We start from the raw sequence: 13,356 nt of genomic DNA, 5'->3' as shown, positions 1-13,356 counted from the left end.
CTGAGCCATTGGCCTACAGCCCGCTTCGCGAAAGGTCGGCTGATTGTCGGAGTGAGTCGGCTCTGAATTGATGAAAGCGAGTCGTGCAGGCTCGATTGGAGGTTCTTGTGGCACTTGGCATCCTTGGAAGAAAAGTCGGCATGACCCAGATCTTCTCACCAGAGGGGCTGGCCATTCCGGTTACCGTCGTACAGGCGGGGCCTTGCACCGTGACCCAGATCAAAACCCAGGCCACAGACGGCTACAACGCCATTCAGTTGGGCTACTTGCCCACCACTGAAAAGCATCTCACGCGGGCGCAGCGGGGCCACCTCAGCAAAGCAGGGGTGACAGAGCTGCTGCGCCACCTGCGAGAGTTTCGCGTTGATCAGCCGGAAGCTTACCAATTGGGGCAGAAAATTACCGTCGAGATGTTTTCCCCCGGCCAGTTGGTGGATGTGGCAGGTACCTCCATCGGGCGAGGGTTTGCCGGCTATCAAAAGCGCCACCACTTCGGTCGTGGCCCCATGTCCCACGGCTCCAAAAACCACCGCCGACCGGGTTCCATTGGCGCCGGCACAACCCCAGGCCGCGTGTTTCCGGGGATGCGCATGGCAGGGCGGCTGGGAGGTGGCCGAGTCACCACCCGCAAATTGCAGTTGGTGCAGGTGGATCCGGAGCGGGATCTGTTGGTGATTAAGGGCTGCGTGCCCGGCGTAGAAGGAGGGCTGCTGGAGATCACCCCTGCCAAGCAGGTGGGCAACAAGCGTTAGGGGAGGGATCCCTGGGTGAAAACAAGGTTGACCGGCATCCGCAAAGACGAGGGAACCATGGCAAGTTGTGTGGTGAAAAATTGGCAAGGGGAAACGGTGGGCAGCGCGGAGCTGAGCCTTAAAGTTGCTCGTCCCGAAACAGCCGCCCACATCCTCTATCTGGCACTGCGCCGGCAGATGACCAATGCTCGTCAGGGCAACGCCCACACCAAGACCCGAGCTGAGGTGCGCGGCGGCGGTCGCAAGCCTTGGAAGCAGAAAGGCACCGGTCGGGCCCGTGCCGGCTCCATCCGCTCCCCACTTTGGCGCAAAGGGGGGGTGATCTTCGGCCCCCGCAAGCGGGAATACAACCTGGCCATGAACCGCAAAGAACGGCAACTGGCCCTGCGCACCGCTCTGCAAAGTCGGGTGGAAGACCTGATCGTCGTGGAGGATTTCCAGGAGCAGCTCAACCCGCCCAAAACCCGTGCTGTGGCCCAGGCTTTGCTGCGCTGGGGGGTGATGGAAGATCAATCGGCTCTGCTCATCGTTGCCGAACGCTCGGAAGCCGTAGAGCGGGCCGTGCGCAACATCGCCCGCGTTAAGCTGATCGGCCTGGATCAGATCAACGTTTTCGATCTGCTCAACGTCGATTGGGTGCTGATCACCGTTTCTGCCCTAGAGCAGCTCAAGGCCCGTTGGGGATCCGACGCTGCGCCGGCAGTTCTGGAGACTCCCTCTGAGGATGCACCTCAGGCCGACATAGCCGAAGATCAGGCCCTGCCCGGAGATGGGCCGGAAGATCAGGCCGTTCCAGAAAGCGAACACGAGGAAGCAGAGCAAACCCCAGCCCAACCTGAGGCCCAGGAAAACCAAGCTGCCCTCCAAGGACGTCCAGCAGATCCGCAGGGGCCAGAAGAGCAAACCGAAGAGCCCCAAGATCCAGCAGAAGAACTGGCTCAAGGAGCAGAGCCGTCAACGGTAGAAGAGGCCGAAGCAGCCCCAGCAGAGGAGGAAAGCGATGACTGAGAGCAAGCGGATCCTGGCCGACGTCCTGTTGCGCCCCGTCATCACCGAAAAGGCAACCGCCTTGATGGAGCAGCGCAAATATGTCTTTGAAGTGCTGCCCACCGCCACCAAGCCGCTCATCCGAGCTGCCGTCGAAGAAATGTTCCGCGTGCGAGTTACTTCCGTCAACACCCTGAAGCTCCCGCGCAAGCAACGGCGGGTGGGCCGCTTTGTGGGCTACCGCACCCGTCCCAAGCGAGCCATCGTGACCTTGGCGGAGGGAGATTCCATCACCCTCTTCCCGGACACCTGAACGCCCCTTTTGAGCTGTTGTTGTCCCGTCCCCCACCCCTACCTGAGCCATGGGCATTCGTACTCTCCGACCCTACACCCCCAGCACCCGTCACATGACGGTCTCTGACTTCGAGGAGCTGTCCCGTGACGAGAACGGCAAGCGGCCCAGACCGGAAAAGTCGCTGCTGCAATTTATTCACCGCAAGAAAGGGCGCAACAACCGTGGCGTCATCACCTGCCGGCACCGCGGTGGTGGCCACAAGCGGCTTTACCGCATCATCGACTTCCGTCGCGACAAGCGGGGGATCCCGGCGACCGTCAAAACTGTGGAGTACGATCCCAACCGTAGCGCCCACATCTGCCTGGTGGAATACGAAGACGGCGAGAAACGCTACATCCTCGCTCCCCGCAACCTACAGGTGGGAGCCACCATCATGGCCGGGCCAGAGGCCCCCTTTGAGATCGGCAATGCCATGCCCCTGGAGCGGATCCCCTTGGGAACGGTGGTTCACAATGTGGAGCTGTATCCCGGTCGCGGCGGGCAGATCGTTCGCGCCGCCGGGGCTGGCGCTCAAGTGGTGGCCAGAGAAGGCAAATATGTCTCCCTCAAGCTGCCCTCCGGCGAAGTCCGCATGATCCGCGGCGAGTGCTACGCCACCATCGGCCAACTGGGCAACGTTGACCACAACAACATCAGCCTGGGCAAGGCGGGTCGTAGCCGTTGGTTGGGGCGCCGTCCCAAGGTGCGTGGCTCGGTGATGAACCCTGTGGATCATCCCCATGGCGGCGGGGAAGGGCGAGCCCCCATAGGCCGCAGTACCCCTGTCACCCCTTGGGGCAAGCCCACCCTGGGGTACAAGACCCGCAAACGCAACAAGCCCAGCAACAAATTCATCGTGCGCGGTCGCCGTCGCGGAGGCCGCCGGGACAAGGGCGGAAGGGCTGCTCAGTAGCCGCTGGCCATTCGCTCCCCGAAGCTTTTTCGACAGTGAATTGCTTATCAAACGGTTGAGGTTCTTATGGGACGTTCGCTGAAAAAAGGCCCCTTTGTGGATGCCAAGCTGCTTCTCAAGGTGGAGAAGATGAACGAGCGCAACGAGAAGCACATGATCAAGACCTGGTCGCGGGCCAGCACCATCTTGCCGGTCATGATCGGCCACACCATCGCCGTTCACAACGGCAAGCAACACGTGCCCATCTACATCACCGATCAGATGGTGGGTCACAAGCTGGGGGAATTCGTTCCCACCCGTACCTTCCGCGGTCACGCGGGTAGCGACAAAAAAGCCGCCCGCCGTTGAGATAAACAACGAGTAGGACAGTATTGAGCAGGAGGGAGAGCGCCATGGCTGATTCATCCCCTGAGGTTAAAGCGGTAGCCCGCTACATCCGCATGTCCCCCTTCAAAGTGCGGCGGGTGCTGGATCAGATCCGCGGGCGCACCTATGCCGATGCCCTCATCCTGCTGGAGTTCATGCCCTACGCTGCCTGTGAGCCGGTTCGTAAGGTGCTGCGATCAGCGGTGGCCAACGCAGAGCACAACAACGGCCTGGATCCCCGGGATCTGGTGATCAGCCAAGCCTACGCCGATCAGGGTCCTGTGCTGAAACGGTTTCGCCCCCGCGCCCAAGGGCGGGCCTACCCCATTCGCAAGCGCACCTGCCACATCACCATCGCCGTCCGGCCCATAGGAGCTGAAGTGGTGACAGCTTCCTAACCTTCCGTATTCCCAGACCTCTACCCCTTAACCACCATGGGACAGAAGATCCACCCCACCGGTTTCCGCCTCGGCGTGATTAAAGAACATCGCAGCCGCTGGTTTGCCGATCCGGCCCGCTATCCAGCCCTGTTACAGGAGGATGATCAGATTCGCACCTACCTGACCCAGCAATTGAGCAGTGCTGGCTTGGCCGATATCCAAATTGAACGCAAAGCAGATCAAATTGACCTAGAGATCCGCGCTGCTCGCCCTGGGGTGGTCGTGGGTCGGGGCGGATCCGGCCTAGAGACTTTGCGCCAAGGTCTGCAAAAAGAGCTGAGTTCACGAGGTGGCGGCGAACGAACCATTCGCATCAATGTAGTAGAGGTCACCCGTGCCGACGCCGAAGCGACCTTGCTGGCGGAAAATATCGCCCAACAGTTGGAACGGCGGATTGCTTTTCGCCGCATCGTGCGCCAGGTAATCCAACGGGCCCAGCGGGCAGGCGTACAAGGGATCAAAATCCAAATTGCCGGTCGTCTCAACGGGGCCGAGATCGCCCGCACCGAATGGACGCGGGAGGGGCGGATCCCTTTGCACACCTTGCGGGCCGACATCGACTACGCCGAGCACCTCGCCCATACCACCTTCGGCATCATCGGAGTCAAAGTTTGGGTCTTCAAAGGGGAAGTTCTGCCCGGGCAGGAACGTCACGAACAAAAGTTTCCCCTGCAACAGCCCAAACGTCGGCAGCAGCGGCGGCGGCCCACCTTTGAAGATCGCTCGGCTCAAGCAGAGGCTTGACCGCCGGTTTGGCAATGCCCAGGGATCCCCATCAGTTACCCATGATTGAGGAACGGCCATGTTAAGCCCCAAACGCACCAAATACCGCAAGCAGCAGCGCGGGCGCATGAAAGGCAAAGCGACCCGTGGCAACCGCATCAACTTTGGGGAATACGGCCTTGTGGCCCTAGAACCCGCCTGGATTACAGCTCGACAGATCGAAGCCAGCCGTCGGGCCATGACCCGCTATGTTCGGCGGGGTGGCCAAATCTGGATTCGCATCTTTCCTGACAAGCCCGTTACTCAGCGAGCCGCGGAAACCCGCATGGGATCCGGCAAAGGCAACCCTGAGTACTGGGTTTGTGTCGTCAAGCCAGGCCGTATCCTCTTCGAAATGGGGGGAGTGGCAGAGCCCATCGCCCGCGAGGCCATGCGCCTTGCCGCCCAGAAGCTGCCCATTAAGGTCAAGTTTGTAACCAAAGCCGACTTTGAAAAGCCAGAGCCCGCCCAGGCAACGGCTTCAGAGGTGGCCACCAGCAGTGTATGAGGAGAGTTCAGCCATGCCCATGCCCAAAATTGCTGATGCCCGTGCTTTATCGGACGAAGAGCTGAGCAACGAAATCTACGCCGTCAAGAAAGAGCTGTTTGAGCTGCGTTTGCAGCAGGCCACGCGGCAGTTGAACCAGCCCCATCTCATCCGGCTGCGCAAACACAAGCTGGCGCAACTACTAACTGTGGAGGGAGAGCGTAAGCGGGGCAAACGCCCAACCAAGGAGGAGTAATGGCTGTTCGGGAGAAGATTGGCATTGTTGTCAGCAACAAGATGCAAAAAACGGTGGTTGTTGCTGTGGAAAATCGAGTTGCTCACCCGAAGTACGGCAAGATCGTCGTCAAGACCAAGAAGTTTAAGGCCCACGACGAGGAAAACCGCTGTCAAGAAGGGGATCTGGTGCGCATCACGGAAACCCGTCCCCTTAGCCGCACCAAGCGTTGGCAAGTTGCCGAAATCCTGAGGGAGGTGAAGAAACTATGATTCAGCAGCAAACTATGCTGACGGTGGCCGACAACACCGGTGCTCGCAAGATGATGTGCATTCGCGTGCTGGGCAGCAGTGGCCGTCGCTACGCCAGCTTGGGCGATGTGATCATTGGTGTCGTCAAGGATGCCCTGCCCAACATGCCCGTCAAAAAATCCGATGTTGTCAAGGCCGTTGTTATCCGCACCGTCGATACGGTACGTCGCCCTGACGGCATGTGCATCCGCTTCGACGACAACGCCGCCGTGATCATCAACAACGACGGCAACCCCCGTGGAACTCGCGTTTTCGGCCCTGTAGCCCGTGAGCTGCGGGAGAAAAACTTCACCAAGATCATCTCCCTTGCCCCGGAGGTACTCTGATGGTTCGCCCCCTCAAACCCAGCCAAATTCGGCGCTTAGTTCGGCGACCGGGCATTCGCAAGCACCGCAACAGCCTGCGCTACAAAATGCGTATCAAGCAAGGGGATACCGTGCAGGTGATCTCCGGCGATGATAAGGGCAAAATCGGCGAGGTGCTGCGGGTCTTTCCCGAACGCAACATGGTTTTGGTGGAAGGGGTTAACATTGTTACCTACCACCGCAAACCTCAGCGAGAAGGGGAAAGTGGCCGGATTGAGACCAAGGAAGCCCCCATTCCCGTCTGCAAAGTGATGGCCTATTCCAAGAAGCAGGAAGTGGCCAGCCGCATCGGCTATCAAATCACCGCCGATGGTCGCAAAGTCCGCGTCCTTAAGAAAACAGGCGAGATCCTCGACTAGGCATTACATTCTTTTTTCCATCATTGGTTTGGCTCTGACCCAGCCCAGAGCCGCAAGGAGAAGCCACCATGCCCCAACGTCTGCAAATCCTCTACAACACCGTCATCGTCCCCAAGCTGCAAAAGGAGTTGGGCTACACCAACATCCACCAGGTGCCCCGCCTGGAGAAGATCGTCATCAACCGCGGCTTGGGGGAAGCTTCCCAAAATGCCAAGGCTCTGGAATCTTCCATTGCCGAGATCAGCGCCATCACTGGCCAGCGGCCCGTGATCACCCGCGCCAAGAAGGCAATTGCCAGCTTCAAGATTCGCAAGGGCATGCCTGTCGGCCTGATGGTGACCCTGCGACGGGAGCGCATGTATGCGTTTTTGGATCGCCTGATCAACATTGCTCTGCCCCGTATCCGTGACTTCCGCGGCGTCAGCCCCAAAGCCTTTGATGGACGAGGCAACTACACCCTGGGCATCCGCGAACAACTGATTTTTCCCGAAATCAACTATGACTCTGTAGATCAGTTGCGAGGTATGGATATCTCCATTGTGACCACTGCTAAAACCGACGAAGAGGGCCGTGCCCTGCTCAAAGCGTTTGGCATGCCCTTTGCCTCCTAGGTTGCCCACCCTGACTTTTCTTGATCTGCATCGATCTTCCGAGGAGCACTGACCCACCGATGGCCCACACCAACGACACGATCGCCGATATGCTCACCCGCATTCGCAATGCCACCATGGCTCGGCACGAGTCGGTGGCAGTTCCGGCCACACGCATGACCCGCAGCATCGCTCGCGTTCTTCATGAGGAAGGGTTTGTCAGCGAATGGAAAGAGGAGGGAGAAGGGATCCAAGCCCGGGTGGTGTTGCGATTGAAGTACAAAGGCAAAGGCCGCAACTGCAGGCCCATCATCAATGGTCTAAAGCGGGTGAGCCGACCGGGTCTGCGGGTTTACCGCAACCACAAAGAGCTGCCCCGAGTGCTGGGAGGAATTGGAATTGCCATCATCTCCACCTCCAACGGCATTATGACCGACCGGGAGGCTCGTAAGCAGGGCATTGGCGGCGAAGTCCTCTGCCTTGTCTACTAGACATTAAGTTTTCTCTGGTCAGGAGTTTTTCCCATGTCCCGTATTGGTAGACGCCCCATCGCCCTTCCTGCCAAGGTGGAGATCCAGATCGACGGCCAACACATTGCAGTGAAAGGCCCGAAAGGTCAACTGTCCCGCAGTTTACCGCCCTTGATCACAGTCCAGCAAAACGCTCAGACGCTCACAGTCAGCCGTCTCAACGATTCTCGGCCTGCCCGCCAACTGCACGGCCTCTGCCGCACCTTGGTCGCCAACATGGTAGACGGAGTATCCAAGGGATTTGAGCGGCGGCTGGAATTGGTGGGCGTGGGCTACCGGGCTGCCATCCAAGGCAGCAAGTTGGTTTTGAACGTTGGCTACAGCCATCCTGTGGAGATCCCCTTTCCCCCTGGCATCCAAATTGCCGTTGAGGGAAACAACATCATTGTTGTCTCAGGCACAGATAAAGAACTGGTGGGCAATACTGCCGCCCGTATCCGAGCCGTCCGGCCCCCAGAGCCCTACAAGGGGAAAGGGATCCGTTATCTAGGGGAACAAGTTCGCCGCAAGGCGGGTAAATCCGGGAAAGCGAAGAAGTAAATAGCCCATTGCGAAAGCGGGACGGAGTCCTATGAAAACCAGCCGCAAAATCACCACCCAACGTCGTCATCGACGCATTCGCCGCAAGGTCTTTGGCACTGCCGAGCGGCCTCGCCTGGCCGTGTTTCGCTCCCATCGACACATCTACGCCCAGGTGATCGACGATGTAGCCCAGCATACCTTAACCTCCGCCTCCACCTTGGACACGGAGCTGCGCGAAAAATTCAAAGAAACCGGGACAGCCACTCAAGAAGCGGCTGCCTTGGTGGGCCGCTCAGTTGCTGAACGAGCCTTACAGATGGGCATTTCCCGCGTGGTTTTCGATCGGGGGGGCAAGCTCTATCACGGGCGCGTTCAGGCTTTGGCAGAAGCTGCCCGAGAAGCAGGGTTACAGTTCTAGCTACTGAGGACATAGCACATGGCTGAGCAGAGGGAACGTCGCAGAAGCAAGAAAAGCCGCGAAGAGCAGCCCACGGAGTGGCAAGAGCGGGTCATCCAGATTCGGCGCGTCACCAAGGTGGTCAAGGGCGGCAAGAAGTTGAGCTTCCGCGCTGTGGTGGTGGTCGGCAACGAGCGGGGCCAAGTCGGGGTTGGCGTGGGCAAAGCCAACGATGTGATCGGAGCAGTGCGCAAGGGAGTTGTGGACGGTAAAAAACACCTGATTGAGGTGCCCCTCACCAAAGGTTTGTCCGTACCCCATCCCATGCAGGGGGCAGGCGGCGGTGCCACCGTCTTGGTCATGCCAGCAGCTCCCGGCACAGGCGTCATCGCAGGGGGGGCAGTCCGCACCGTTCTGGAGCTGGCGGGTGTACGCAACAGCTTGGCCAAGCAACTGGGATCCAGCAACCCCCTCAACAATGCCCGTGCTACCATCGATGCGCTGCGGCGGATGCGTACCTTTAAGCAGGTGGCCCAAGACCGAGACATCGATGTGCGCCGCCTATTGGGCAAGTGATGGACAGGTGATATTGAGCAAGTGAGCTAGAGGTAGACATGCGACTGGAAGACATTCGGCCTCAAGCAGGTTCGACGCGGCGGCGGCGGCGGCTAGGTCGTGGCGTTTCTGCCGGGCAGGGGGCCTCCTGTGGCAAGGGGATGCGGGGGCAAAAGGCCCGCAAGGGGGGTGGTACACGACCCGGCTTTGAAGGGGGGCAGACTCCCCTCTACCGGCGTTTACCCAAGCTTAAGCATTTCCCCCGCTACACGCGGCGTCTGGAATACACCCTGGTTAACCTGCGCGCCTTGGCGGATCTGCCTGCCGGCAGCGAGGTCAGCCTGGAAAGCTTAATGGAACGAGGGATCGTCACCACCAACGATGGCCCGCTGAAGATCTTGGGGGATGGGGAAGTCAGCGTGCCCCTGACGATCAGGGCGGCGGCCATTACTGCTTCAGCCAAAGTCAAGGTCGAGGCAGCCGGAGGTCGGGTGGAGATTTTGGGATCCTAGACCGCCCCTTCCCGCTGCTCTGGCCGGCTTCTGCCGGGTGGCGCTGAGTTGCACTTTTTTGATTTTGCTTTGATTTTGCCGACTGCTCCACCAGCAGCGTAGAGTGGTAGATAGCTAACCTTGCCCTTTGCTCCCGCGAGATTCTCTTCCCTATGGTTGACACACGAGGTTCCGCCCCCTCTGCCCAAGAGACCTTTATGCAGATGGCTATGGCCTCTGGCCTGCGCAGCCGTCTGTTTCTCACCTTGGGCTTGCTGCTGTTGGTCAGACTGGGCATTTACATCCCCATTCCCAGTATCGATCGGGCCCGCTTTGCTGCCGAAGCTGCCAACAGCCCTGTGTTTGGCTTGCTGGATGTCTTCTCCGGCGGGGGGATTTCTGCTTTGGGAATTTTCGCCCTTGGGATCCTGCCCTTCATCAATGCCTCAATTATCATGCAGTTGCTGGTCTCGGCCATTCCAGCCTTGGAGAACCTGCAGAAAAACGAGGGAGAACAGGGGCGGCGGCAGATTTCTCAGTACACCCGCTATGTCACCTTGGTTTGGGCCATCATCCAGGGCATTGGCATTTCCTTTTGGGTGCGGGAGTTTGCCAGTACCACCAATGAGTTGGCCTTCATGGCATCCACCACCCTGGCTCTGGCGGCGGGATCCCTGTTTGTGATGTGGCTGGGAGAGATGATCACGGAGAAAGGGGTGGGAAGTGGCCCTTCGCTCTTGATCTTCGTCAACATTGTTGCCACTCTGCCCCGTGCCCTCGGACAGACTATTAGCCTGGCCCGTGCCGATAGCAGCACCATCGGTGGCATCTTGCTGTTGCTGGCAATCTTTTTGGTCACCATTGTCGGCATTGTCTTTGTCCAAGAAGGCAGCCGCAAGATCCCTATCGTCTACGCCAAGCGCCAGGTGGGCAACAAGCTGTTCCGCGAGCAGAAAAGCTATCTGCCCCTGAGGCTAAACCAAGGGGGGGTGATGCCGATCATCTTTGCCTACTCGGTGATGTCCCTGCCTCTGGCCCTGGCCCAGTACACCCAAAACCTGACTTTGGTGCAAGTGGCCAACTTCCTATCCCCCACCTCCTGGTTCTACATTCCTTTTTATTTCGTGCTGATCCTCTTCTTCAGCTACTTCTACGCCTCTTTGCTCATCAACCCGGTGGATCTGGCTCAAAACTTGAAGAAGATGGGGGCCAGCATTCCAGGGGTACGCCCGGGCAAGGCCACTGCCGAGTATGTCGAAGGGATCCTCAACCGCCTGACGCTGCTGGGGGCTTTGTTCCTGTGCGCGGTGGCCATCATCCCGACGACGGTGGAACGGGCAACCGGCATCACCACTTTCCAAGGTTTGGGGGCGACCTCGCTACTGATTTTGGTGGGGGTGGCGATCGAGACCTCCAAGCAGATCCAGACTTATGTCATCTCACAACGCTACGAAGGGATGGTCAAACAGTAGTGCCGAGGTTGATCTTTCTGGGGCCGCCGGGGGCGGGCAAAGGTACACAGGCGGAGCGGCTGGCGGCCATTTACCACACGCCCAAAATTTCCACAGGCGATCTGTTGCGGGCCGAGGTGAAAGCCCAAACGCCCCTGGGGTGCCAGGCCAAGGTTTACATGGATGCGGGAGAGCTGGTGCCCGACGAGGTGCTGATCGGAATGGTGAAGGGGCAGTTGCAGCAGTCTCCAGAGCAGGGCTGGATCCTAGATGGATTTCCTCGCACCTTAGCCCAGGCAGAGGCCTTGGAAGAGCTGCTGCAAGAGCTGGGCCAAGATTATGACTACGTCCTCAACTTGGAGGTGCCGGATGAGGTGGTGGTGGCCCGGCTGCTGGCCCGGGGCAAGGAACAGGGGCGCAGCGATGATGCGGATCGGTCGGTGATTCTCAAGCGTCTGGAGGTCTATCGGCAGCAGACGGCTCCCCTAATTGATTTTTATGAGGCCAAGGGGCGCTTGCAACGGGTCAACGGCAACCAGCCGGTGGAATCCGTACAGGAACATCTGCAGGCTCTTCTGGAAGGCTTCAGGAGGACGGCGTGATCAGAGCAGGAGCTGGAAATTCCCCCCAGCGGCGGGGCATGCAGCTCATAGAGATCAAATCTCGCCGCGAAGTGGAGAAAATGCGGCGGGCCGGTCGGGTGGTGGCCCAAGTATTGCAGGAGATCGCGGAGCGCCTGGAGCCGGGCTGGACCACGGCAGATATCGATGCCTATGCCGAGAGACGGGTGGCCCAACTCAATGCTTTGCCCAGTTTCAAGGGCTACTACGGCTTTCCCGCCTGCGTCTGTGTCAGTGTCAACCATGAGGTGGTGCACGGGATCCCCAGTCCCCGCAAAGTGGTGCAGCCGGGAGATGTGGTTAAGGTGGATTTTGGCGCCATCGTCGAGGGCTGGCATGCGGATTCCTGTATCACCATCGGCCTGGAACCCCTGAGCGACGCAGCTCGGGATCTGATCGATACTGCGGCCAAAGCCCTGCAGACGGGCATCGACTGTGTGCGCCACGGCGTTTGGCTTCAGGATGTCTCGGGTGCCATTGAAGATTACATCGAGGGGCGGGGCTATTCTGTGGTGAAGCAGTATGTTGGTCACGGGGTGGGGCGCAATCTGCACGAAGAGCCGCAATTTCCCAACTATCGCACCCGCGATCTGCCCAATCCCAAGCTGCGCTCCGGCATGACGGTGGCCATTGAGCCGATGGTGAATGCGGGGGGAGAGGCAACCCGAGTGTTGCCAGACCAGTGGACGGTGGTCACGGTGGATGGCTCTTGGTCGGCTCAGTTTGAGCACACGGTCTTGGTTACCGAGTCTGGAGCAGAAATTTTGACCGATCGCACGCCTTTTCAGTCCTAAGGGATCCCCTGATGAAGGACTGCAACGGTTAGGATGGAAGAGATGGAGTATATTTTCATTTCTTAACAGCGCGTGTCGTCGCGGCTGTGGGTTGTTCTGTTGTTTGTTATGTCGTTTTTGGGAGGGTTCATTGTCTAAGGAAGATGCCATTGAAATGGAGGGGGTCGTTACCGAATCCCTGCCCAACGCCATGTTCCGAGTGGATCTGGACAACGGCTTCAACGTGCTCGCTCATATCTCCGGCAAAATTCGCCGCAACTACATCAAGATCTTGCCCGGCGACCGGGTCAAGGTGGAGCTGAGCCCCTATGACCTCAACAAAGGGCGCATCACCTACCGCCTTAAGAAAAAGTAGGTTCCCTAGCTGGGCTGCTGAGGATGAAAGAGCTGAGCCAAGTTCTCAAGATCGGGCTCTGGACTACTGTCGGCGGGTTGGGTGCTCTAGCCGTTTTCAACGCTTGGATCTCTTCCCAAACTCAGCCTCTGCAGAGCCTGCTGCCGGGAGAGGAAAGGCATCACTTCTGGCGGGGTCATCGCCTGTTTTACAAGGTCATGGGATCCGGCCAGCCGTTGTTGCTGGTGCACGGCATTGGGGCAGGCTCCTCCAGCTATGAGTTTCGTGCCATTATGGCGGAGCTGGGGCAGCACCATCAAGTCTATGCTCTGGATTTGTTGGGGTGGGGCAACTCAGAACGTCCAGATTTGAAGTACACCGGCAGCCTCTATGCCGAGATGATCGGGGATTTTGTCCAGCAGGTGATCGGGCGACCGTGTCACGTCATTGCCAATTCCCTCTCGGCAGGGTTTGTGCTGCGCTCGGCCCGCCTACAGCCCCACCATTGGCAGAAGCTGCTGCTCATCGCCCCTCTGGGAGACAACAGCCTCATCCCCGATGCCCTCGGGATCCCTTTGGCCCAGATTGCCTATGGATTTCTCAGCCTGCCCGTTTTGGGGTTGGCTTTCTACAACGGCATCACCGCCCCCTGGAGTGTACGCTTGTTTACAGAGCAGAGCTTGTTCTGATACATTTACGCTGAACACTGCTGAACATCACTGTTCAACTATGCAGCGATAGCATTCTGTTTGTTTCCAAAC

General features: G+C 58.9%; 22 protein-coding genes and 1 pseudogene. All 23 read left to right on the top strand.

The window, feature by feature from the left end:
- Positions 1–107 precede the first annotated feature (107 nt).
- A complete protein-coding gene (gene rplC / locus NW870_RS06670; protein ID WP_414344285.1) occupies positions 108–752 on the top strand; it encodes a 50S ribosomal protein L3 in 645 nt (214 codons plus the stop codon).
- A gap of 57 nt (positions 753–809) precedes the next feature.
- A pseudogene (gene rplD, locus NW870_RS06665) lies at positions 810–1,436 on the top strand (50S ribosomal protein L4); the annotation flags it as partial.
- Between the two features lie 316 nt (positions 1,437–1,752).
- Positions 1,753–2,052, top strand: coding sequence for a 50S ribosomal protein L23 (locus NW870_RS06660; RefSeq protein WP_414330452.1), 300 nt, complete (start codon positions 1,753–1,755; stop codon positions 2,050–2,052).
- A 49-nt stretch (positions 2,053–2,101) separates the two neighbouring features.
- Positions 2,102–2,986, top strand: coding sequence for a 50S ribosomal protein L2 (gene rplB / locus NW870_RS06655; protein WP_414374544.1), 885 nt, complete (start codon positions 2,102–2,104; stop codon positions 2,984–2,986).
- A 66-nt stretch (positions 2,987–3,052) separates the two neighbouring features.
- Complete coding sequence (rpsS, locus tag NW870_RS06650; RefSeq protein ID WP_414331934.1) at positions 3,053–3,334, top strand: 30S ribosomal protein S19; 282 nt, start codon at positions 3,053–3,055, stop codon at positions 3,332–3,334.
- Between the two features lie 44 nt (positions 3,335–3,378).
- A complete protein-coding gene (rplV, locus tag NW870_RS06645) occupies positions 3,379–3,750 on the top strand; it encodes a 50S ribosomal protein L22 (protein ID WP_414355949.1) in 372 nt (123 codons plus the stop codon).
- A 36-nt stretch (positions 3,751–3,786) separates the two neighbouring features.
- On the top strand, positions 3,787–4,536 hold the full coding sequence (gene rpsC / locus NW870_RS06640; RefSeq protein WP_414355948.1) for a 30S ribosomal protein S3: 750 nt from the start codon (positions 3,787–3,789) through the stop codon (positions 4,534–4,536).
- Positions 4,537–4,594: 58 nt separating this feature from the next.
- Positions 4,595–5,062, top strand: a complete 468-nt coding sequence (rplP, locus tag NW870_RS06635; RefSeq protein ID WP_011434159.1) for a 50S ribosomal protein L16 — start codon at positions 4,595–4,597, stop codon at positions 5,060–5,062.
- A gap of 13 nt (positions 5,063–5,075) precedes the next feature.
- Positions 5,076–5,297 carry a 50S ribosomal protein L29 gene (gene rpmC, locus NW870_RS06630; protein ID WP_011434160.1) on the top strand — a complete coding sequence of 74 codons (222 nt, stop codon included), beginning with the start codon at positions 5,076–5,078 and terminating at the stop codon, positions 5,295–5,297.
- Positions 5,297–5,548 carry a 30S ribosomal protein S17 gene (gene rpsQ / locus NW870_RS06625; protein ID WP_011434161.1) on the top strand — a complete coding sequence of 84 codons (252 nt, stop codon included), beginning with the start codon at positions 5,297–5,299 and terminating at the stop codon, positions 5,546–5,548. Before rpmC ends, rpsQ begins: the two co-directional genes overlap by 1 nt.
- The gene (rplN, locus tag NW870_RS06620; RefSeq protein ID WP_011434162.1) at positions 5,545–5,913 is read left to right on the top strand and encodes a 50S ribosomal protein L14; all 369 of its coding nucleotides are present in this window, start codon (positions 5,545–5,547) and stop codon (positions 5,911–5,913) included. The genes rpsQ and rplN overlap by 4 nt, the downstream gene beginning before the upstream one ends.
- A complete protein-coding gene (gene rplX / locus NW870_RS06615; RefSeq protein WP_011434163.1) occupies positions 5,913–6,311 on the top strand; it encodes a 50S ribosomal protein L24 in 399 nt (132 codons plus the stop codon). The genes rplN and rplX overlap by 1 nt, the downstream gene beginning before the upstream one ends.
- A 68-nt stretch (positions 6,312–6,379) precedes the next feature.
- Positions 6,380–6,922, top strand: a complete 543-nt coding sequence (gene rplE / locus NW870_RS06610; protein ID WP_414355946.1) for a 50S ribosomal protein L5 — start codon at positions 6,380–6,382, stop codon at positions 6,920–6,922.
- Positions 6,923–6,981: 59 nt separating this feature from the next.
- A complete protein-coding gene (gene rpsH / locus NW870_RS06605; protein WP_011434165.1) occupies positions 6,982–7,392 on the top strand; it encodes a 30S ribosomal protein S8 in 411 nt (136 codons plus the stop codon).
- Between the two features lie 33 nt (positions 7,393–7,425).
- Positions 7,426–7,971 (top strand): 50S ribosomal protein L6, encoded by a 546-nt coding sequence (gene rplF, locus NW870_RS06600; protein ID WP_414355944.1) that lies wholly within the window; start codon positions 7,426–7,428, stop codon positions 7,969–7,971.
- 31 nt (positions 7,972–8,002) lie between these two features.
- The gene (gene rplR / locus NW870_RS06595) at positions 8,003–8,371 is read left to right on the top strand and encodes a 50S ribosomal protein L18 (protein ID WP_414349593.1); all 369 of its coding nucleotides are present in this window, start codon (positions 8,003–8,005) and stop codon (positions 8,369–8,371) included.
- An 18-nt stretch (positions 8,372–8,389) separates the two neighbouring features.
- The gene (gene rpsE, locus NW870_RS06590) at positions 8,390–8,926 is read left to right on the top strand and encodes a 30S ribosomal protein S5 (RefSeq protein WP_414344276.1); all 537 of its coding nucleotides are present in this window, start codon (positions 8,390–8,392) and stop codon (positions 8,924–8,926) included.
- 38 nt (positions 8,927–8,964) lie between these two features.
- Positions 8,965–9,417: a 50S ribosomal protein L15 gene (gene rplO, locus NW870_RS06585; RefSeq protein WP_414374543.1), complete on the top strand. Its 453-nt coding sequence runs from the start codon at positions 8,965–8,967 to the stop codon at positions 9,415–9,417.
- A gap of 152 nt (positions 9,418–9,569) precedes the next feature.
- Entirely contained in the window at positions 9,570–10,868 is a 1,299-nt protein-coding gene (gene secY / locus NW870_RS06580; protein ID WP_011434170.1) for a preprotein translocase subunit SecY, read from the top strand.
- Positions 10,868–11,449: an adenylate kinase gene (locus NW870_RS06575; protein ID WP_414328926.1), complete on the top strand. Its 582-nt coding sequence runs from the start codon at positions 10,868–10,870 to the stop codon at positions 11,447–11,449. The genes secY and NW870_RS06575 overlap by 1 nt, the downstream gene beginning before the upstream one ends.
- A gap of 38 nt (positions 11,450–11,487) precedes the next feature.
- Complete coding sequence (map, locus tag NW870_RS06570; RefSeq protein ID WP_011434172.1) at positions 11,488–12,261, top strand: type I methionyl aminopeptidase; 774 nt, start codon at positions 11,488–11,490, stop codon at positions 12,259–12,261.
- A gap of 130 nt (positions 12,262–12,391) precedes the next feature.
- Entirely contained in the window at positions 12,392–12,616 is a 225-nt protein-coding gene (gene infA, locus NW870_RS06565; RefSeq protein ID WP_011434173.1) for a translation initiation factor IF-1, read from the top strand.
- A gap of 23 nt (positions 12,617–12,639) precedes the next feature.
- Positions 12,640–13,284, top strand: coding sequence for an alpha/beta fold hydrolase (locus NW870_RS06560; RefSeq protein WP_414374542.1), 645 nt, complete (start codon positions 12,640–12,642; stop codon positions 13,282–13,284).
- Positions 13,285–13,356: the final 72 nt, after the last annotated feature.

The organism is Synechococcus sp. R50.1 (assembly GCF_047462115.1).
Taxonomy (GTDB): domain Bacteria; phylum Cyanobacteriota; class Cyanobacteriia; order Thermostichales; family Thermostichaceae; genus Thermostichus.
Note: the sequence above shows the minus strand (reverse complement) of the source record. Positions and strands in the feature narration are given on the sequence as shown.